The organism is Nonomuraea sp. NPDC001699 (assembly GCF_053596455.1).
The window spans coordinates 163,197-183,035 of record NZ_JBSFGF010000009.1 but is presented as its reverse complement, the minus strand read 5'-3'; the positions used below and the strand labels follow the sequence as shown (position 1 = coordinate 183,035).

Sequence of the window (19,839 nt, the reverse complement as noted above, 5' to 3'; positions counted from 1 at the left end):
ACATGGACAGGCTCGACTCCTCGCCCTTCCCCGACGACCTGGGGGAGGAGCTCGCCGTCCAGCCGCGCAAGGGCGTCTCGAAGCTGACGCTCGGGCTGGCCGCCGGGGTCCTGCTGGTGGCGGGCGTCCTCATCGGGATCCAGGCGGGCAAGCTGTTCGGCACGTCCACCGGGACGCCGGCCGCCGCGCAGCTCCAACGTCAGAACGGCCAGTTCCCCGGCGGCGGCTACGGCCAGCGCGGCTACGGCGGCCAGCCCGGCGGAGGACAGCCGGGCGGCGGCCAGAACGGCGGCTTCGGGCAGCGCGTGGGCGGCGGCACGATCGGCACCGTCGAGAAGGTCGACGGCGACAAGCTCTACGTCAAGACCATGGACGGCTCCACGGTGACGGTCACCACCAGCGACCAGACCACGGTCCAGATCTCCAAGCCCGGCAAGGTCGCCGACCTGGCCGCAGGCACCACGATCGTGGTGCGCGGCCAGCAGTCCGGCGACGGCTCGGTCACCGCGACCACGATCACGCAGGGCACGCAGGGAGGGGGCCCGCGATGAGCGGACCCGAGGCCAGGCTGCTGGTGGTCGACGACGAACCCAACATCAGGGAGCTGTTCTCGGCCAGCCTGCGCATGGCCGGGTTCGAGGTGCTGACCGCCGCCGACGGGCGGGAGGCGCTGCGGGTGGCCGAGGAGAGCACGCCCGATCTGGTGATGCTCGACGTGATGCTGCCCGACATCGACGGCCTGGCGGTCGCGGGAAGGCTGCGGTCCCGCGGCCGCCGGGTCCCGGTGCTGTTCGTCACCGCCAAGGACACGCCGGAGGACCGGATCGCGGGCCTCGGCCTCGGCGAGGACTACGTGACCAAGCCGTTCAGCCTGGAGGAGGTCATCGCCCGGATCCGGGCCGTGCTGCGCAGGACCCGCAGGGGCGCGCCGCCGCCCAACCGGCTGAGCGTCGCCGACCTGGAACTGGACGAGGAGAGCCACGAAGTCTGGCGCGACGGCGTCCCGGTGCGGCTGTCGCCGACGGAGTTCCGGCTGCTGCGGTACTTCATGCTGAACGTGGGCCGGGTGCTGTCCAAGACGCAGATCCTCGACCACGTCTGGAACGGCGACTGGCGCACCGACGTGGGCCTGGTCGAGTCGTACGTGTCCTACCTGCGCCGCAAGATCGACAACGGCGACCGCAAGTACCTGCACACGCTGCGCGGGGTCGGCTACATCCTGCGTCCGCCCCGCATATGAGGAAGCACCTCGCCCGCGCCCCGCTCTGGCTGCGCCTGGTCTCGGCCACGTTGCTGCTGGTCACCCTCGCCATCACGCTGACCGGCCTGTTCGCCGTGCGACTGCTGCGCGGGTACCTGGTCGAGCGGGTGGACCGGCAACTGGTGGCGGCCGGCGCGCCGCGCGACATGCCGCCGCCGCCCGAGGCCTGGCCGGTCGGACGGCAGCCGCAGCGCTTCTTCGGGCTGTTCCACTCGGTGCTGGTGGACGCGGGCGGCGCCACCGTACGGGTGATGAGCGAGTCCACCGAGGAGCACACGCCCAGGCTGCCCCGGCTGACCGGCGCGGACGTCGCCGCGCGCGGCGGGCGGCCGTTCACCGTCGAGTCGACGGCGCCCGGCGGGCCGGACTGGCGGGTGGTCGCCGTGCCCGGCCGCGACGGCGGCAGCCGGATCATCGCCATCAGCCTCGGCGACGTCGAGGGCACGGTACGCCGGCTCGCCCTCATCGTGGCCTTCGCCGGCGGCGGCACGCTGGTCGTGCTCGGCGTCGCCTGCTACTGGCTGGTCCGGCGGAGCCTGCGCCCGCTGCGCGAGATCGGCAGCACCGCCAGGGACATCGCGGGCGGCGACCTGTCGCGCCGGGTGCCGATGTGGGCGAGCACCACCGAGGTCGGCAAGCTCGGCCGTTCGCTCAACGGCATGCTGGCCCAGATCGAGGCGGCGGTGCGCGAGCGGGAGGCGGCGGCGGAGTCGGCGCGCGAGTCGGCCACGGCGGCGCGGCGTTCGGAGGAGGTCATGCGCCGGTTCATGGCCGACGCCTCGCACGAGCTGCGCACGCCGCTGACCTCGATCAGGGGGTTCGCCGAGCTGTTCCGGCTGGGCCAGGAGAAGGACCTGGCCGAGGCCGTGCGGCTGCTGAGCAGGATCGAGGGACAGGCCGCGCGCATGGGGCTGCTGGTGGAGGACATGCTGCTGCTGGCCAGGCTGGACCAGCGGCGGGAGCTGGCCCGGCGGCCGGTGGACCTGCTCAGCCTGGCCGCGACCGCGGTGATCGACGCCCAGACGCTCGCCCCGGACCGGCGGATCGAGCTGGTCCGCCTGGACGGCGGCGAGGGCGAGGTGCTGGTGACCGGCGACGAGTCGCGGCTCGGCCAGGTGCTCGGGAACCTGGTGAGCAACGCGTTGCAGCACACGCCGCCGGGGACGCCGTTCGAGGTGCGCGTCGGCGTGGACGGTGAGCGGGCCGTGGTGGAGGTGGCCGACGAGGGGCCGGGGTTCCCGCCGGAGGTGGCCGAGCGGGTGTTCGAGCGGTTCTACCGGGCCGACCCGGCGCGCGGGGTGGGCGGGGCCGGGCTGGGGCTGTCGATCGCGGCGACGCTGGTGGAGGCGCACGGCGGCGTCGTCATGGCGGAGGGGGAGCCGGGCAAGGGCGCCCTGTTCCGCGTGCTCCTGCCGTCCGAGCCGCCGCCGGGGCGGGCCGCCGCGGGGTCCGGGGGTCAGCCGAAGGCGTAGCCGTACAGGCCGGTGCCCTGGGAGACCTGGCGCAGCGGGCCCAGGCGCAGGCCGGGCTCGCGGACGCCGGGGGCGTACATGACCAGGCCCTGGTCGGGGGCGGCGACCAGCACCCCGTCCAAGGGGCGTCCGGCTGCCAGCGCGCGGAAGCGGCCGCCGCGCCCGCCGGGGAGCGTGGCCAGCGAGGCGCCGAAGTCGCGGCCCCTGCCCTTGATCAGCAGGTTCCCCACCCGGGTCAGGCCGCCCGACGCGCGCCCCTGGAGCACCTGGACGGCGTGCTCGCCCGGCACGCCGACGGCCAGCTCGTCCCTGCCGTCGCCGGTGAAGTCCCCGGCGGCCAGCGCCGCGCCGAACCGGTCGTAGTAGCGCGGCTCGCCCTTCAGCGAGCGTTGCGACCACGCCTCGCTCCCGTGGGTGCGCAGGCCGGCGCGCGAGCCGTACAGGACGTCCACGGTGCCGTCGCCGTAGTCCATGGCCCGCTGGTTCGCGCTGAGGCCCTCGCCGGGGACGCCGATCGCCAGGTCGTCGCGGCCGTCGCCGTCGAAGTCGCCGGTGGCCAGGGCCGCGCCGAAGGCGTCCCACTTCTCCGCGGCGCCGGCGATGCCGGGCGAGCTCTGCGTGAGCAGCCGGGCCCGGCGGGCGCGCGGGTCGAGCACGGTCACCGAGCCCTGGCCGTCCAGGCGCACGCTGTCGGCGGGCGCGCCGACGGCCAGCTCGTCCCGGCCGTCGCCGTCGAAATCGCCGGCCGCCAGCGCCGCCCCCCACTGGTCGGTGACGTTCGCCGTCTGCCGCACCCACGACGTCTGCTGGGTGACCCGGTACGTCCCGCGCCCCTTCGTCCAGTAGACGGTGACCGCGCCGCCCGAGGAGTGGCTGGGGGAGCCCACGGCCAGCTCGTCGCGGCCGTCGCCGTCGAAGTCGCCGGCCGCCAGCGCCGCGCCGAACCGGTCGCTGCCCCGCCCGGCCGGCGCCAGCTCCTCGCCGGCGACCAGGCCGCCGGGGGAGCCGTCGAAGATCTGCACGACGCCGTTGCCGTCCGCGCCGGGCACCCGTGCCCCGTCGAACTCCTCCGACACCCCGACCGCCAGGTCGGCGCAGCGGTCGCCGTTGAAGTCGCCGACGGCCAGCGCCGAGCCGAAGGCGTCCCCGGGTTCCGCGCCGGGCTGGGTGAGCTTGACGGTCCGGCCCGAGCCGTACATGACGGTGACCGAACCGGCCCTGGAGTCGTCGTAGGGGGCGGCGACGGCGATGTCGGCGCGGCCGTCGCCGTCGAAGTCGAGGGGGTGCCCACCGCACGCGCGGGCGGCGGCGGGGCCGGTGCCGGAGACGAGGGGGACGACCAGGCAGGCGGCGAGCAACGCGTTCATACGGACAGTCATCTCCGTTGTGGTCGAACCCGGACTTAACGCCACGAGAACGGGCCAGGAGGGCACGATGCACATCCGCTTCGGAAGGGACTTTCGGCCCGTCCGGCCGGGGGTGGGAGCGTGCCAGGATAGACGGGTGGACATCGACCTCGCTGATCTGGACTTCTGGCGCAAACCGCTTAAAGAGCGGAATGAGGCATTCGCCCGGCTCCGGCAACTGGAGCACCCGGTGTTCTTCCCGGAGAAGAAGGTGCCCCTCCTCCGCTCCGGCAAGGGCTTCTACGCCCTCGTCCGGCACGCCGACGTGGTCGAGGCCAGCCGCAACGCCAAGATCTTCTCCAGCGAGCCCGCGGTGACCAACCCCGAGCCGCCCGGCTGGGTCAAGCAGGTGTTCGGCGAGTCCATGGTCAACATGGACGACCCCCGCCATGCCCGTCTGCGCCGCATCGTGACGCGCTCGTTCAGCCCGAAGATGCTGGCCGGGCTCCAGAGCGACATCGAGGCCGCCTGCGCCCGCATCGTCGACGACGTCGTCGCCGACGGCCCGCGTGACTTCGTCACGCAGGTGGCCGCCAAGCTCCCCATCCACGTCATCTGCGACATGCTCGACATCCCGCAGGAGCTGCGCGCCAAGGTCCACCAGCACGTCGACGTCTCCACCGCCTACACCGGCGTGCGTCCCAGCCTGGCCCGCAGCGTCCAGATGGCCGGCCAGAACATGCTGGCCCTGCTGGCCCTGCAGCGCATGGTCATCAAGCTCGGCCACGAGCGCGTCGCCGAGCCCAAGGGCGACCTGGTCTCGCTGCTGGTCAACGCCAACCCCGACGGCGAGAAGCTGACCGACAAGGAGCTCGGCTCGTTCTTCTCGCTGCTGCTGGTGGCGGGCAACGAGACCGCCCGCAACACGATGGCCCACGGCATCCGGCTGCTGACCGAGAACCCGGCCCAGCGCGAGCTGCTGACCTCCGACTTCGACGCCCACATCAACGGCGCCATCGAGGAGATGGTCCGCTACGTCTCGCCCATCATGCAGTTCCGCCGCACGGTCACCGAGGACTACACGCTGCGCGGGCTGGAGCTGAAGCAGGGCGACAAGGTCGTGCTGTTCTACGGCTCGGCCAACCGCGACGAGTCGGTCTTCCCCGACCCCGACACCTTCGACATCACCCGCGACACCAAGCCCCACGTCGGGTTCGGCGGGCCGGGCCCGCACTTCTGCCTCGGCGCCAACCTGGCCAGGCAGGAGATGCGCACGATGTTCAGGGAGCTGCTGACCAGGCTGCCCGGCATCCGCTCGGTCGGCGAGCCCGACCTGCTGCTGTCGAACTTCGACAACAGCGTGCGCGGTCAGGCGTTCACGTACTGACGGCCTCGGGCTCCCCGGCCAGCACGTTCGTCCTGATGGTGAAGAAGGTGATGGCCGCGGCGACCGCCATCATGCCGCCACTGATCAGCATGGCCGTCCGGAACCCGGCGTTGAACACCGGCGGGTTCTGGAACGCGTCGCCCACCAGGCCGACCAGCGGCGGCACGGCGGCCACCGCCAGCAGGCTCCCGGTGCGGGCCACCGCGTTGTTGACGCCGCTGGCCGTGCCGGCGTAGCGCTCGTCGGCCGTGGCCAGCACCGTCGCCGTCAGCGGCGCGACCGCCGCCGACAGGCCGAGCCCGAAGACGGTCACCGCGGGCAGCACCAGCAGCGGGTAGGAGGCGTGCGGGCCGATCATGCTCATCAGCACGAACCCGGCCCCCGCCAGCAGGATGCCGATCGTCATCGGCCAGCGCGGCCCGAACCGCCGGGCCGTCTCCCCGGCCCGCGACGACAGCAGCATCATGAGGATCGTGGTCGGCAACATCGCCAGCCCCGCCGCGATCGGCGAGAACCCGGACACCACCTGAAGCTGGATCACCAGCAGGAAGAACACCACGCCCATGGCGGCGTACATGATCAGCGTGACGACGTTGACCGCCGTGAAGACGTGGTTCCTGAAGATGGCGACCGGCACCAGCGCCTGGGGCGACCGGCGCCGCTCGGTCACCACGAACGCCGCTCCGAGCAGCACCCCCGCGATCAGCGGCACCGGCGCGCCCTTCTCGATCAGCCCGTACGTGATCCCGGCCAGCGCCAGCGCCGCCAGCAGCGACCCCAGGACGTCGAAGCGCCCGGCCGCCTCCTCGTCGCGGCTCTCCGGCACGTGGCGCAGCGTCACCAGCACCACGACCAGCGCGAACGGCAGGTTGATCAGGAACGCCCACCGCCAGCCCGCCGTCTGCACCAGCCAGCCGCCGAGCAGCGGCCCGATCGCGCTGGCCACGCCGCCCAGCCCGGACCAGACGCCGACGGCCCGCGGCCGGTCCTGCTTGACGAACGACGCCTGGATGATGGCCAGCGACCCCGGGGTGAGCAGCGCGCCGCCGACGCCCTGCAACGCCCGGGCCCCCACCAGGAACTCGATGTTCGGCGACAGGCCGCACAGCGCCGAGGCCACGGCGAACCACACCGTGCCGATGAGGAAGATCTTGCGCCGCCCGTAGCGGTCACCCAGCGAGCCGCCCAGCAGGATCAGGCCCGCCAGGGTGAGGGTGTAGGCGTTGACGGTCCACTGCAGGCCGTCCATGGCCGCGTGCAGCTCCTTGCCGAGGAACGGCAGCGCGACGTTGACGACGGTGCTGTCGAGCAGGGCCAGCCCGGAGCCGAGCACGGTCGCGCCGAGGATCCACCGCCCCCGCGCCGACCTGACCTGGACGTGCCCGTTCTGTCCCATCTGACAATCTTGTCACCGGCTCCGGCGGCCCGCGACGGCCACCCCGGTGTCGCGGTCCTACGGGCGCGCCCCGAGGGCCCGGAGCACGAAGCCCGCCACCGCCTGCTCGGCCGTTTCGACCGTGACCTCGCCGCTGATCAGCGGCACCCGCTCGGCCCCGATGACGGCCAGCACCATGCGTGCCGTCGCCCCCACCTCCGGCACCTGGAAGTCGCCGGACCGCACGCCGTCGTCGAGGATCTCCACCAGCACCCGCTGCATGGGCGCGACGTGCTCGGCGAGCTGCTGGTAGGCGTCGGGCCCGAGCGCCGCGCCGAGGTCGGCCGCGCCCGGGTGGGGGTGGGCGAGCAGCCCCGCGAGCTGGAGCCGGACGAAGGCCCGCAACCGGTCGGCGGGCGAGGCCTCCTCGGGCAGCTCCCGCTCGTAGCTCTCGATGAAGTAGCTGGTCACGCGCTCGGTGAAGGCCAGCAGCAGCGCGGCCTTGTCGGGGAAGTAGTTGTACAGGACCGTGCGGGTGATGCCGGCCTCGTGGGCCACGTCCGTCAGGGAGATGGCGTCGATGCCCTGGGCCCTGGACAGGCGTGAGACGGCCTGCAGGATGCGGTCGCGCGTCTGGGCGCGATGCTCGCCGATCGTGGCGGCCGAGATGCGGGGCATAGGCCCATGGTAGGCCGGATCGCCCCCGGCGCACCCGGGACGGTCCCTGGGGGCCGGGTCAGCCCCCTTCTCGGGACCGGCTCAGGGTTTGCGGCGGTCCGGGGCCGGGTCGCCGGTGACGGCGCGCCGGGCCAGGTCCCACAGGCGTTCCAGGGTGGCCAGGACGGGCGGCGACTCCGGGCCGAGCAGCCTCGCCCAGGCGCCCGCCCCGTTGGGCAGCGTGCTGGCCCCGCCCGCCAGCCCGCTGCCCGTCGCCGTCTCGTGCAGCGCCCCGGCCAGCTGGTCCGCGGGCACGGCGGAGGTGATCACGTACAGGGTGGACAGGACGCCGTGGTCGCCGAACATCGCCGGGCCGGTGACCGGCGCGCGGCCGGGCACGAGCCTGATCGGGTCGGCGAACAGCAGCCGCCCGCCGGCGTCGTGGACGTCCAGGTCGTTGCAGTACGCGGTGTAGGCGTGCCGCTCGCCCCGGGCCAGCCGCCCGGCCAGCACGGTCTCGCCGAGGATCACCGTGGCGCCGGGCCCGGCGTTCACCAGGGTGCGCTGGTAGAAGCGGGACCCGGCGAAGGGGATCACCGGGTCCGGCAGGTACTCCAGGTAGCCGTCCGGCCCCACGGTGAGCGTGAGGAGCTGGGTGGCGTAGTCCTGCTCCATCCGGTAGATCTTGGTGGCCGCCTGCGTGGTGACGTGCACGGACGCGCCCGCGCCGCAGGTCACGTCGATTCGGTGGCGGTCCCCCTGGAGCACGCCGCCGCCGGTGGACATCACCATCAGGTACGGCAGGTCCGGCCGGGCCGGGTCGTAGTAGTGCGGTCGCATGATCTGCAGCGGCGCCTTCTGGTAGTGGCCGGTCAGCTCGGTACGCCCGCCGCGCCGCTCGAACGCCAGGTCCAGCACGCCGACCTTGCCGGGGCTGCCGACGGGCAGGGTGTCGGGCACGTCGGCGTACCGGGCCACGTCCGCCGGGACCGAGTCGATCGTGTAGTGGCCGGCGGCCAGCCGGTCTACCGGGCCGGCGAGCATGCCGTCGCGCCGCTGAGGACGAAGTCGGCCACCTCGGCCACGCCGGTGCCGCGCAGGGCGTCGGTGAGCACGACCGGCCGCCCGTCGCGGACCCGGTCGGCGTCGCGGGACATGACCTCCAGGTCGGCCCGCACGTACGGCGCGATGTCGATCTTGTTGATGACCAGCAGGTCCGAGTCGGTGATGCCGGGCCCCCGCTTGCGCGGCATCTTGTCCCCCTCGCCGGTGTCCAGGACGAAGACGTAGACGTCGGCCAGGACGGGACTGAAAGTGAGGGTCAGGTTGTCGCCGCCGCTCTCGAACAGCAGCGTGTCGATGTCGGGGAAGCGCTCCAGCAGCTCGGCCCCGGCGGCCAGGTTCATCGTCGGGTCGTCGCGCACGGCGGTGTGCGGGCAGGAGCCGGTCTCGACGCCCACCACCCGCGCGGGGTCCAGCACGCCGTCGAGGGTGCGCCGGACGTGCTGGGCGTCCTCCTGGGTGTAGATGTCGTTGGTGACGACGGCCACGTTGCGTCCCCGTTCGAGCAGGACGGGCACCAGCGCCTCGATGAGGGCGGTCTTGCCGGAGCCGACCGGCCCGCCGATCCCGATCTTGAAGACGTGGTCCATGGCGGTGCCCGAGGGCACCTCGACGGCGGGGTGCGGGTGGTGGTGATGCATGTGCGCGGCCTCTTTCTCAGGTGGCTGTCATCAGTGGCGCTCCGGCGGCTCTCCGCCGGTTCTGGGCGTGGGGCTCTCGGCCGGGCCTGTCAGGTGGCGAAGAGGCGGGCCTCGGCGCGTTCGTGGGCGGCGCTCATCGTGTCCGCGAGCGGGGTGGCGGCGTGCAGGTCGAGCGGGCCGCGGGCGGCCAGGGCGTGCGCGGCGGCCCGCCCGATCGCGCCGGCCGCGCCGTACAGGACGGCCTGGGCCTGCCGGAAGTCCAGCCGGCGCAGCCGTACGGCGGCGCCGACCCAGCTCGCGGCGAAGGCGTACAGGTCGCCGGTCACCGCGTCGGCCTCCCGGACGCCGAGCCCGGCGTAGGCCGTGCCCAGCACCACGGCGTGGTTGCCCGGTGTGACCCTGGCGTCGGCCAGCCCCGACAGGCGGGCCAGCTCCGGCGTCGCGAAGACCAGCGCCGCCGTGCGCAGGACCTGGTTGCCGGTCCTGGTGGCGGCGGCCCGGATCTCCCGGCCGAGCTTGACGGCGTGCAGCCGCCGGTCGATCTCGACCACCGCGTCCCAGTCGCCCGCCGTCACCGCCCGGTGGGTGAGAACCAGCGCGGTGGCGTCGCCCGGCCCCGCCGCGTGCAGCAGCAGGTCCTCCAGCAGGGCGGCGACGTCCACCGGCCCGGCCTGCGCGTACGCCTCCAGCCCGTGCGAGAGCGTGTACAGGCCGCCGGGGAAGGCCGAGTCGGTGAGCTGGAGCTGGGCGAGCAGGCTCATGCCAGGAAGAACAGGTGGTTCAGCGGCAGCTCCTGCGCCGGCGCGATCGTCGCGTGCTCGCCGTCCACGGTGACCTTGAACGTCTCCGGGTCCACGGTGATCTTCGGCAGCGCGTTGTTGCGGATCATGTGCCGTTTGTCCACCGTCCGGGTGTGGCGCACCTTGGCGATCAGCCGTTGCAGGCCGAGCCGCTCGGGCACCCCGGCGGCGATGGCGGCGTCCGGCAGGAACGTCACGTTGCTCTTGCGCTGCGCCATCCCCATCGCGCCGTACATCGGCCGGTAGTAGACGGGCTGCGGCGTGGGCAGCGAGGCGTTCGGGTCGCCCATCTGCGCCCAGTTGATCAGGCCGCCCTTGACCACCAGCGCGGGCTTGGCCCCGAACGACGTGAACGGCCACAGCACGATGTCGGCCAGCTTGCCGTCCTCCAGCGAGCCGACGGTCTCGGCGATGCCGGTCGTACGGGCCGGGTTGATGGTCAGCTTGGCCAGGTAGCGCAGCACCCGGGCGTTGTCGTTGCGCTCGGAGTCCTCCGGCAGCCGGCCGCGCTGGTCCTTGCAGTGGTGGGCGGTCTGGAAGGCGCGGGTGAAGGTCTCCCCGACCCGGCCCATCGCCTGGGAGTCGGAGGAGAACATGCTGATCACGCCCATGTCCTGCAACACGGTCTCGGCGGCGATGGTCTCCACCCGCACCCGGCTGTCGGCGAAGGAGACGTCCTCGGGGATGTCGTGGTTGAGGTGGTGGCAGACCATCACCATGTCCAGCAGCTCGTCCGCCGAGTTGATCGTGTACGGCAGCGTCGGGTTCGTCGAGGACGGCAGCGCGTTCGGCTCGCCGGCGATGCGGATCATGTCCGGCGCGTGCCCGCCGCCCGCGCCCTCGGTGTGGAAGGTGTGGATCGCGCGGCCGTTGATGGCGCTGATCGTGTCCTCCAGGTAGCCGGCCTCGTTGAGGCTGTCGGCGTGCAGCGCCACCTGGACGTCGTACTCGTCGGCCATCCGCAGCGCGCAGTCCACCACCGCCGGGGTGGAGCCCCAGTCCTCGTGCACCTTCAGCGCGCACGCCCCGGCCTCGATCTGCTCGGCGAGCGCGGCGGGCAGGCTGCCGTTGCCCTTGGCCATGATGCCGATGTTGACCGGCAGCGCCTCGACGGCCTGCAACATGCGGCCGATGTTCCACGGGCCGGGCGTGCAGGTGGTGCCGCGGGTGCCGTCGGTGGGGCCGGTGCCGCCGCCGATCAGCGTCGTGATGCCGTTGGTGAGCGCGGTCTGGGCCTGCTGCGGCGCGATCAGGTGCACGTGCGGGTCGATGGCCCCCGGAGTGGCGATCATGTTCTCGCCCGCCAGCACCTCGGTCCCGGCGCCGATGACCAGCCGGCGGTCCACGCCGTTCTGGGTGTGCGGGTTGCCCGCCTTGCCGATCCCGACGATCCGGCCGTCCTTGATGCCGATGTCGCCCTTGACGACGCCGAGCACCGGGTCCAGGACGACCGCGTTGGTGATCACCAGGTCGAGCGCGATCGTGGCGTTCTGGGAGCCGGGGTCGGACGCCATGCCGTCGCGGGCGGTCTTGCCGCCGCCGTAGACGGCCTCGTCGCCGTAGTAGCCGGCCGTGTGGTCCTTCTCGATCTCGATCACCAGGTTGGTGTCGGCCAGCCGGACCCGGTCGCCCACGGTGGGGCCGAACATGGAGACGTACTGCTTGCGGTTCATGGTGCTCATCGGCTCAGGCCTTCTTCTTCCCGGCGGCCGGCTTCTTGGCGGCGGCCTTCCTGGCGGGCGCCTTCCGCGCCGGCTTCTCCTCGCCCGCCGCCTTCCGCGCCGGCTTCTCCTCGCCCGCCGCGCGGACGGTGGCCCCGGGCTCCGGCTGGTCGGCGTACCCCAGCTCGGCCAGGCGGCGCAGGGCGTGCGTGCGGCTGTCCCTGGCCCGCAGTCCGCCGTCCACCAGGCCCGCGAAGCCGACGACGCGCATGCCGCCGGCGAACTCGACCAGCGTGACCTGGTGGGTGTCACCCGGCTCGATGCGGACGGCGGTCCCGGCCGGGATGTCGAGATGCATGCCGTACGCCTTCTCGCGGTCGAAGCTGAGCGCCCGGTTGGCCTCGAAGAAGTGGAAGTGCGAGCCGACCTGGATGGCCCGGTCGCCCGTGTTGCGCACGGTCAGGGTGACCGAGGCGCGACCGGCGTTGATCTCGATCGGGTCGTCCCCGTACATGATCCGGTCCGTGTCCGTCATGGCGAACCGCTCCTTTCTGGTCGCGGCGGGTGTCAGCCGCCGATGGGGTCGTGGCAGGAAACGAGCTTGGAACCGTCCTTGAACGACGCCTCGACCTGCATCAGCTTGAGCATTTCGCGCACCCCGGGCATGACGTCCCCGGCGCCGAGCACCTGCTTGCCGAGCTCCATGCACTCGGCCACGGTCCTGCCGTCCCGCGCGGCCTCCAGGACCGCGACGCTGATCAGCGCCACCGCCTCGCTGTAGTTCAGCTTCACGCCGCGGTCGCGGCGCCTGGTGGCCAGGTCGGCGACCACGTAGATCAGCAGCTTGTCGATTTCGCGCGGTGCGAGGTTCATGAGCTCTCCTTAGGTGGAAGCGCGCCGGACGCCGGAGAACGCCGGGACCGCCGCCAGGAAGATCCAGGTGACCAGGACGAACGGCCAGGTCAGGGTGTGCCCGCCGACCGGCGCGAACAGGTGGCCGACGAACGCCGTCAGCACGGTCGCCGACACCACGCCGGCCAGGGCGTACAGCAGGCCGAGCACGGTCGGCACGACGAACGCGCAGCACAGCGCGATGCCGGTGAGCACCGCGTTGTAGCCGTACAGGCCGGCGCCGATGTCGGCCGCGGGCGCGCCGAGCAGCACGGCCACCACGATCCCGACGGCGCTGGCGGCCAGCGCGGCCACCGCGACCCGCCATCCGGCGAGCGCCAGGCCGATCAGGAAGATCAGCCCGACGTACCACTTGCCCTGGAAGAACACCTGGCCGACGCCGTTGAGCAGGCCCTGCCACAGGTCCGCGAACGTCACCGTGGTCCCCGGGGACGTGGCCGACGGCGGCGCCGCGAGAGTGTGCCTGCGCCAGACCCGCTCGTAGGACGGGCCGCCGACCACCATGATCGTGGCGACCACGCAGAACGGCGCGGTGAGCCCCGGCAGGCCATGCGGCCCGAGCAGTGTCTTGAGCGCCGCCGTCAGGACGCTGCCCATGATCGCCCCGACGACGACCAGCAGCAGCGTGATCCACCGGGCCTGGAAGTAAAGCACCAGCGCGACGCCGATCAGCGTGCCGTTGAAGCCTTCGAGCCCCGCGGTCACGCTCTCCCGCGCCGCGCCGAGGAACCAGGCGGTGAGCGTGCCCACGGCGGCGCCGATCAGGCCGAAGAGCGCGAACCGCCATCCGGCGGCGAGCAACGCTACGACGAAGCAGATCGCGGTCGCCAGGTTGTTCTGCAGGTCCACCTGGCTGAAGCCGCGGAGCGTGGCGAGCGGCAGGTCGGGCATCTCGGCACGCATGTACGCCTGCCTCTCTCGCCACTCGCCGGAACCGGGTCAACGAGCGGCAACATTCCCCGGCGTCCGGCGGGCCACGCGGCGGCGGTGATTCGATGGACATTCTTTGCAAAGGCCGTCGAAAACGAGTCGAGACCTAAGAGCACCTCAACAATGGACAGGCCCGGCAAAGGCCCTTGACCAGGGCGTTTTACGTCTACTCCGGCCGATCATCCTGTCTGGGGACAGGAAGCGAGGTCGAGCGATGCCGCCAGGGCTCAACACCGGGGATTCGGCCTGGGTGCTCGTGAGCGCCGCCATGGTGCTGCTCATGACGCCCGGCCTGGCCTTCTTCTACGGCGGCATGGTCCGCGCCCAGAACGTGCTCAGCATGCTCTTCATGAGCTTCGTCTCGATAGCCCTGGTCACGATCCTGTGGTTCGGCTACGGGTACGGCCTCGTCTTCGGCCCCGACGTGGGCGGCGCCGGAGTGATCGGCTTCGGCGACCTGCGTTTCGCCGACATCACGCCCACCATGCTGCACGGCCGCGTCCCCACCTACGCCTTCGCGCTGTTCCAGCTCACCTTCGCCATCATCACGGTGGCCCTGATCAGCGGATCGGTCGCCGGCCGGACCCGGCTCGGGCCGTGGATCGTCTTCTCGATCGTCTGGGTGACGCTGGTGTACTTCCCGATCGCGCACTGGGTGTTCGACCGGCAGGGCTGGATCAGCCGGTGGGGCGTGCTCGACTTCGCCGGCGGCCTGGTCGTCGAGCTGAACTCCGGCATGGCCGGCCTGGCCCTGGCCCTCGCGCTCGGTCCAGGCGTGCGTTTCCGCAGGAAGGAGCCGCCCCGGCCGAGCAACATCCCGTTCGTCATGCTCGGCCTGGGCCTGCTGTGGTTCGGCTGGTTCGGCTTCAACGCCGGCTCGGCCATGGCCGACGGGAGCATCGCCGTCAACGCCTTCCTGACCACCATGATCGCCGGTTCGGCCGGGATGCTCACGTGGCTCGTCATCGAATGGTTCCGGTACCGGCACTTCACCCGGCTCGGCTCGGCCACCGGCGCGCTGGCCGGACTGGTGGCCATCACGCCGTCCTGCGCGTACGTCAACTCCGAGGGCGCCCTGATCATCGGCATCGTGGCCGCCGTCGTGGTGTCGTTCGCCGTGACCTGGAAGCTCGTCCTCGGCTACGACGACACCCTGGACGTCGTCGGTGTGCACGGCGCGGGCGGCATCGTCGGCACGGCCCTCATCGGCCTGCTCGCCACCGGCGTCGGCGCCAGCACGACCAAGGGCCTGTTCTACGGCGGCTCGATCCAGGTGCTGCTCAAGCAGCTCGCCGCGATCATCGTGGTCGCGCTCTACTCCTTCATCGTCACTTACCTGATCGGCCGGGTCGTGGACCGGGTCTGCCGGATGCGCGAGACCGAGGCCGAACAGCTCGCCGGCACCGACGCGCAACTCGGGACGGAGGACTGATGGCCGCCACCCGGCATCCGGCCCGCGCCCTCGCCCTGGTGGCGGTGGGCGGCGGCGTCGGCGCGGTCGTCCGCCACCTGCTCACCCAGACGCTGATGGGCGCCGACCATCCGCTGCCCTGGCCCACGCTGGTGGTCAACGTCGTCGGCTGCCTGCTGATGGGCCTGCTCACCGGCGAGCTGACCCGGCACCCGCTGCACCGCATGCCGGTCAAGGCGCTGCTCGGCACGGGCTTCCTGGGCGGCTTCACCACCTTCTCGCACCTGGTGGACGGCGTCCGCGAGCTGACCGTGGACGGCGCGGCCGGCTGGGCGGCGGTCTACCTCGTGCTCAGCGTCGTCCTGGGCCTGGTGGCCGTCTGGGCGGGCCTGAAGCTGGGCGGCCGGCGGTGATCCTCGTCCTGGTGGTCTTCGTCGGCGGCCTGATCGGCGCGCCCGCCCGATACCTCGTGGACGCCGGGGTCACCAAGGCGGCCGGCAAGGCGATGCCCTGGGGCACGCTGGCCGTCAACGTCATCGGCTCGGCCGTGCTCGGCGTCCTGATGGGCATCGCCTCGCGCGACTCCCTGCCGCCGGCCGTGCTGTCGCTGGTCGGCACCGGGTTCTGCGGCGCGCTCACCACGTTCAGCACCTTCAGCACCGACACCTGGAAGCTGCTGGCCGCCGGGTCCACCGGCCGGGCGCTGGCCAACATCGCCATGAACGTGGTGCTCGGCCTGGCCGTCGTCAGCCTCGGCTACCTGCTCGGCAGGGCGCTGGCCGGCTGACCGGAAGGAGGCGGGAACGCCCATGACCGTCCCGTCCCCGTGGGAGCGGGCCAAACGGGCCCTGGTCGGCCGCCCGCTGCGGACCAAGCACCTGGAGCGGCAGCTCCTGCCCAAGCGGCTGGCGCTGCCCGTCTTCTGCAGCGACCCGATCTCGTCGGTGGCGTACGCGACCGAGCAGATCATCATGGCCCTCACCCTGGGCGGCCTCGTCCTGCTGCACCTGACCGGCTGGATCGCGGCGGCCATCGTGGCCATGCTGGTGATCATCATCGTGTCCTACCGGCAGACCTGCTACGCCTACCCGGGCGGCGGCGGCGCGTACGTCGTCAGCCGGGAGAACCTGGGCGTCAACGCCAGCCTGGTCGCCGCCAGCGCGCTGCTGGTCGACTACGTGCTGACCGTGGCCGTCTCCGTCGCCGCGGGGGTGGACGCCATCACCTCCTACGCGCCCGGCCTGAACCGCTGGTCGGCGCCCCTGAGCGTGGCCTGCGTCGCGCTGCTCACCCTGGTCAACCTGCGCGGCACCCGCGAGTCCGGCCGCGGGTTCGCGGTGCCCACCTACGCCTTCATCGCCACGGTCTACCTGATGTTCCTGGTCGCCGCCTGGCGGCTGCTGACCGGCGAGCATCCCCGCGCGGTCAGCGCCGACTTCACCATCGAACCGCTCTACCAGCCTGTCGGCTTCGTCGCGGTCTTCCTGGTGCTGCGCGCGTTCGCCTCCGGCTGCACGGCGCTGACCGGGGTGGAGGCGGTCAGCAACGGCGTGCCCGCCTTCCGCCGGCCCAAGAGCAGGAACGCGGCGAACACCCTGGCGATCATGGGCGTGCTGTCGGTCACCATGTTCACCGGCATCACCGTGCTGGCCCTGCTCACCCACGTGCGGATGACCGACCCCGACCACCCCGGAAGGCTCGCCGGGATGCCCGCCGGGTACGTCGAGCCCACCGCCCTGGCCCAGATCGGCGACGCCGTCCTCGGCCGCGGCGTCCTGTACGCCCTCCTCCAGGCCAGCACCGCGGCGATCCTGATCATGGCCGCCAACACCGCCTACAACGGCTTCCCCATGCTGGCCTCGATCCTGTCCGCCGACTCCTACCTGTCCAGGCAGCTCCACAAGCGCGGCGACCGGCTGGTGTTCAGCAACGGCATCCTGCTGCTCGCGACGGCCGCGGCCGTGCTGCTCGTCGTCTTCGACGCCAACAGCTCCCGGCTCATCCAGCTCTACATCATCGGCGTCTTCATCTCCTTCACGCTGAGCCAGGCCGGCATGGTCCGGCACTGGCGGCGCACCGGCTCGGGTCTGCCCGGCGTACGCCGGCGGCAGGCCGTCAACGCGACCGGCGCGACGGTGACCGCCGCCGTCCTGGTGATCGTCCTGGTGACCAAGTTCATGAACGGCGCCTGGCTCGTCTGCCTGGCCATCCCCGGGCTGTTCGCGCTCATGAAGGGCATCAGGCGGCACTACGACCAGGTACAGGCGGCCACCACGCCCGACACGCCCGTCGAGCTGCCCGCCGGCGCCCACGCCATGGTGCTGGTCTCCCGGCTGGGCAGCCCCGCGCTCCAGGCGGTCGCCTACGCCGCGGCCACCCGTCCGGCCGGGCTGGAGGCCGTGCACGTGTGCACCGACGAGGAGACGACCCGCGAGCTGCGCGAAGGATGGGAGCGGTACGCCCCCTCCTCCGTGCCGCTGACGATGATCGACGCGCCCTACCGGACGACTGTGGGCCCGATCCTGCGGCACGTGCGCGACCGGCTGGCCCTGCACCCCGGCCACATCGTGACCGTCTACATCGTGGACTACGTGACCGGCCACTGGTGGGAGCCGGCCCTGCACAACCGGCTGACCGCCCGGCTGCGCGACCAGCTGCTGCTGGTCCCCGGGGTGATGGTCACGCTGGTGCCCTACCGGCTGGCCTCGGGCGAACGCCGCGCCGAGCGCCGCCCGCGCCTGCCCACGCGCCTGGCCGTCCTGGCCATGCAGCCGGCCGACGACGCCTCCGCCTCCGCCTCCGACGCCGACGACGGTTAGGCGGCGGCCCTGACGACGTGCATGAGCTCGGCCAGGACCTCGGTGTTGAGCTGGTAGGCCAGCCGCACCTCGCCGATGATCCGCCGCTGCTCGCGCTCGTCGAGCTCCGCGCCGAGGGCGTCGAGCCGCGCCCGGTACTCGGTCTTGAACCGCGGCAGGCTGCCCACCTCGTCGAAGATGTAGAAGTCGACGCCTCCGCCGGCCTGGTAGCCGAAGATCTTCTGCAGTTCCATGCGGATGAACTGGCCGCCCGACAGGTCGCCGAGGTAGCGGGTGTAGTGGTGGGCGACGTACCCGCCGGGCCAGTCGGCCATCTGCTCGATGCGGGCCTGGAGGGTGCGGGTGGCCTTGGAGGGGGTGACGCGCTCGCGCCAGGCGGGGCCGTAGATCGTGGCCAGGTCGCGTTCCAGGGCGGGCTCGCGGTAGAGCTCGGGGAAGACGAAGCGGCCGGCGACCGGGTGGTCGGCCAGCTCCTTCGAGACGCCGTCCAGGGCGAGGTAGGCGAAGTAGTGCTGGGCGACCATCTCGCCGTACTCGTGCTCGCTCAACCGGCCGCCCATCAGCTCGGCGAGGTAGCCCTCGGACTCGGCCGACTCGTGGTCGCCCCAGGTGGCGGCCCTCAAGATCTCGGAGAACGACGTCGTCACAGCACTTCCTCAACTCGCGCGACTGTTTCTGACACAGTGTCACAAACCCTCGGAGGCTCCGTCAAGGCGATGACGACAGCATGTCAGCAAAACTCGCCTCGCCGTTCCTCTACCCAGGAAGAACGAGCTCAAGAGGGCACACCCCGCAAGGCCCCCGTCGCGTACAGTGGTGGACGCCAAACGGTCCGCTACCTGGAAAAATCGCTCTAACATACGGTGACACCGTCAGCCGCCAGCCGACCCAGGAGTGATCTTGACCGTCCAAGCCGATGTCGCCAGGCGACGCATTGAGGACCTGCTCCGGCAGCACGAGGAGCAGATCCTCGCCCGCTGGGCGCAGCTCGCCAAGGCCCCGTCGGACGAGCTCCTCGACATATACCGGGCCCTGCGGTCCGCGCTCGACCAGGGCAAGGGAGACCTCGCCGACGTCCGCGGCCTGCTCGCGGAGCTCTCCCGCACCCGCGCCCGCGCGGGCCACGCGCCGGCCGACACCGCCCGCGCCGTCTTCGGCCTCAAGGAGGCCCTGTACGAGGTCGTCGAGGCCGACGGCGAGGCCGAGGCCCTGCGCGGCTTCATCTGGTTCTCCCGGCTCATCGACGACCTGGGCCTGCTCACCTTCGAGACCTTCTCCGACGCCCGCGAGAAGATCATCCTGGACCAGGCCGAGCAGCTGCTCGAACTGTCCACCCCGGTGGTCAAGCTCTGGGAGGGCATCGTCGCCGTCCCGCTGATCGGCACCCTCGACTCCGCCAGGACCCAGGTCGTGATGGAGAAGCTGCTGCAGACCCTGGTCGACACCGGGGCCGAGCACGCTGTGATCGACATCACCGGCGTGCCCGCCGTGGACACCCAGGTGGCCCAGCACCTGCTCAAGACCGTGGTGGCCGCCAGGCTGATGGGCGCCGAGTGCGTCATCTCCGGCATCCGCCCGCAGATCGCGCACACCATCGTCACGCTCGGCATCGAGTTCGGCGACATCGTCACCAAGGCGTCGCTGGCCGACGCGCTCGCCCACGCCTTCAGGCGCAGCGGCGTGCAGGTGATCCGGTCGCACAACGCCCGGATCGCCGTGCGGGCGGAGGACGCCTGATGCAGCGGGTGCCCGTACTCAAGCTCGGCGACATCCTGATCGTCTCCATCCAGATCGACCTGGAGGACCAGAGCGTGCTGGCCCTCCAGGAGGACCTGGCCGATCGGGTCGTCGCCACCGGGGCCAGAGGCGTGATCATCGACATCACCGCGGTGGAGATCGTCGACTCCTTCATCGGCCGCATGCTGGCCACCATCGCCACCATGTGCCGCATGCTGGACGCCCAGACGGTCGTCGTCGGCATGCGTCCCGCGGTGGCGATCACCCTGGTCGAGCTGGGCCTGTCGCTGGGCGGTGTGCGTACGGCGCTGAACCTGGAGAAGGGAGTGGCGCTCCTTGACCACGTCAGGGGCGCCGACAGGTGACCG

21 protein-coding genes are annotated in these 19,839 nt (G+C 72.1%); 10 read left to right on the top strand and 11 right to left on the bottom strand.

Features of this window, described 5'->3' with window-relative positions; translation table 11 throughout:
• The first annotated feature begins 2 nt into the window (after positions 1–2).
• Genes ACWCSU_RS27290 through ACWCSU_RS27280 form a run of 3 tightly spaced genes read left to right on the top strand, consistent with a single transcriptional unit; the run spans position 3 to position 2,733 of the window.
• The gene (locus tag ACWCSU_RS27290; RefSeq protein WP_449938634.1) at positions 3–551 is read left to right on the top strand and encodes a hypothetical protein; all 549 of its coding nucleotides are present in this window, start codon (positions 3–5) and stop codon (positions 549–551) included.
• The gene (locus tag ACWCSU_RS27285; protein ID WP_357695739.1) at positions 548–1,240 is read left to right on the top strand and encodes a response regulator transcription factor; all 693 of its coding nucleotides are present in this window, start codon (positions 548–550) and stop codon (positions 1,238–1,240) included. The genes ACWCSU_RS27290 and ACWCSU_RS27285 overlap by 4 nt, the downstream gene beginning before the upstream one ends.
• Positions 1,237–2,733, top strand: coding sequence for a sensor histidine kinase (locus ACWCSU_RS27280; RefSeq protein ID WP_357695741.1), 1,497 nt, complete (start codon positions 1,237–1,239; stop codon positions 2,731–2,733). Before ACWCSU_RS27285 ends, ACWCSU_RS27280 begins: the two co-directional genes overlap by 4 nt.
• Here the strand turns inward: ACWCSU_RS27280 and ACWCSU_RS27275 are convergent.
• Positions 2,718–4,112: an FG-GAP and VCBS repeat-containing protein gene (locus ACWCSU_RS27275; protein ID WP_449938631.1), complete on the bottom strand. Its 1,395-nt coding sequence runs from the start codon at positions 4,110–4,112 to the stop codon at positions 2,718–2,720. The two genes, ACWCSU_RS27280 and ACWCSU_RS27275, sit on opposite strands and share 16 nt — an antisense overlap.
• Before the next feature lie 124 nt (positions 4,113–4,236).
• On the opposite strand from ACWCSU_RS27275, the gene ACWCSU_RS27270 reads away from it, so the two are divergent.
• Positions 4,237–5,466, top strand: a complete 1,230-nt coding sequence (locus tag ACWCSU_RS27270; RefSeq protein ID WP_357695745.1) for a cytochrome P450 — start codon at positions 4,237–4,239, stop codon at positions 5,464–5,466.
• Here the strand turns inward: ACWCSU_RS27270 and ACWCSU_RS27265 are convergent.
• From ACWCSU_RS27265 to ACWCSU_RS27225, 9 genes are all read right to left on the bottom strand, one after another.
• Entirely contained in the window at positions 5,456–6,862 is a 1,407-nt protein-coding gene (locus tag ACWCSU_RS27265; RefSeq protein WP_449938627.1) for an MFS transporter, read from the bottom strand. The genes ACWCSU_RS27270 and ACWCSU_RS27265 overlap by 11 nt on opposite strands.
• Positions 6,863–6,919: 57 nt before the next feature.
• Positions 6,920–7,519, bottom strand: a complete 600-nt coding sequence (locus ACWCSU_RS27260) for a TetR/AcrR family transcriptional regulator (protein WP_357695749.1) — start codon at positions 7,517–7,519, stop codon at positions 6,920–6,922.
• A gap of 81 nt (positions 7,520–7,600) precedes the next feature.
• On the bottom strand, positions 7,601–8,542 hold the full coding sequence (locus ACWCSU_RS27255; RefSeq protein WP_449938624.1) for an urease accessory protein UreD: 942 nt from the start codon (positions 8,540–8,542) through the stop codon (positions 7,601–7,603).
• Entirely contained in the window at positions 8,524–9,201 is a 678-nt protein-coding gene (ureG, locus tag ACWCSU_RS27250) for an urease accessory protein UreG (protein ID WP_357695752.1), read from the bottom strand. The genes ACWCSU_RS27255 and ureG overlap by 19 nt, the downstream gene beginning before the upstream one ends.
• An 89-nt stretch (positions 9,202–9,290) precedes the next feature.
• Entirely contained in the window at positions 9,291–9,962 is a 672-nt protein-coding gene (locus tag ACWCSU_RS27245) for an urease accessory protein UreF (protein ID WP_449938622.1), read from the bottom strand.
• Positions 9,959–11,683 carry an urease subunit alpha gene (gene ureC / locus ACWCSU_RS27240; RefSeq protein WP_357695756.1) on the bottom strand — a complete coding sequence of 575 codons (1,725 nt, stop codon included), beginning with the start codon at positions 11,681–11,683 and terminating at the stop codon, positions 9,959–9,961. The genes ACWCSU_RS27245 and ureC overlap by 4 nt, the downstream gene beginning before the upstream one ends.
• A 4-nt stretch (positions 11,684–11,687) precedes the next feature.
• Complete coding sequence (locus tag ACWCSU_RS27235) at positions 11,688–12,197, bottom strand: urease subunit beta (RefSeq protein WP_449938619.1); 510 nt, start codon at positions 12,195–12,197, stop codon at positions 11,688–11,690.
• Positions 12,198–12,229: 32 nt separating this feature from the next.
• Positions 12,230–12,535, bottom strand: a complete 306-nt coding sequence (locus tag ACWCSU_RS27230) for an urease subunit gamma (protein WP_357695758.1) — start codon at positions 12,533–12,535, stop codon at positions 12,230–12,232.
• Between the two features lie 9 nt (positions 12,536–12,544).
• Positions 12,545–13,477, bottom strand: a complete 933-nt coding sequence (locus ACWCSU_RS27225; RefSeq protein ID WP_357695760.1) for an urea transporter — start codon at positions 13,475–13,477, stop codon at positions 12,545–12,547.
• A 241-nt stretch (positions 13,478–13,718) separates the two neighbouring features.
• Here ACWCSU_RS27225 and ACWCSU_RS27220 point away from each other — a divergent pair, with 241 nt between their 5' ends.
• The 4 genes from ACWCSU_RS27220 to ACWCSU_RS27205 are packed head-to-tail and all read left to right on the top strand — an operon-like array spanning position 13,719 to position 17,734.
• Entirely contained in the window at positions 13,719–14,936 is a 1,218-nt protein-coding gene (locus tag ACWCSU_RS27220; RefSeq protein WP_449938616.1) for an ammonium transporter, read from the top strand.
• Positions 14,936–15,328, top strand: a complete 393-nt coding sequence (locus tag ACWCSU_RS27215; RefSeq protein WP_357695764.1) for a fluoride efflux transporter FluC — start codon at positions 14,936–14,938, stop codon at positions 15,326–15,328. Before ACWCSU_RS27220 ends, ACWCSU_RS27215 begins: the two co-directional genes overlap by 1 nt.
• Entirely contained in the window at positions 15,325–15,702 is a 378-nt protein-coding gene (crcB, locus tag ACWCSU_RS27210; RefSeq protein WP_449938615.1) for a fluoride efflux transporter CrcB, read from the top strand. The genes ACWCSU_RS27215 and crcB overlap by 4 nt, the downstream gene beginning before the upstream one ends.
• Positions 15,703–15,724: 22 nt before the next feature.
• On the top strand, positions 15,725–17,734 hold the full coding sequence (locus ACWCSU_RS27205; protein ID WP_449938613.1) for an APC family permease: 2,010 nt from the start codon (positions 15,725–15,727) through the stop codon (positions 17,732–17,734).
• Here ACWCSU_RS27205 and ACWCSU_RS27200 read toward each other — a convergent pair.
• Positions 17,731–18,381, bottom strand: a complete 651-nt coding sequence (locus ACWCSU_RS27200) for a biliverdin-producing heme oxygenase (RefSeq protein ID WP_449938611.1) — start codon at positions 18,379–18,381, stop codon at positions 17,731–17,733. The two genes, ACWCSU_RS27205 and ACWCSU_RS27200, sit on opposite strands and share 4 nt — an antisense overlap.
• A 247-nt stretch (positions 18,382–18,628) precedes the next feature.
• On the opposite strand from ACWCSU_RS27200, the gene ACWCSU_RS27195 reads away from it, so the two are divergent.
• On the top strand, positions 18,629–19,471 hold the full coding sequence (locus tag ACWCSU_RS27195) for an STAS domain-containing protein (RefSeq protein WP_449938608.1): 843 nt from the start codon (positions 18,629–18,631) through the stop codon (positions 19,469–19,471).
• Entirely contained in the window at positions 19,471–19,836 is a 366-nt protein-coding gene (locus ACWCSU_RS27190; RefSeq protein WP_357695774.1) for an STAS domain-containing protein, read from the top strand. Before ACWCSU_RS27195 ends, ACWCSU_RS27190 begins: the two co-directional genes overlap by 1 nt.
• Positions 19,837–19,839 lie beyond the last annotated feature (3 nt).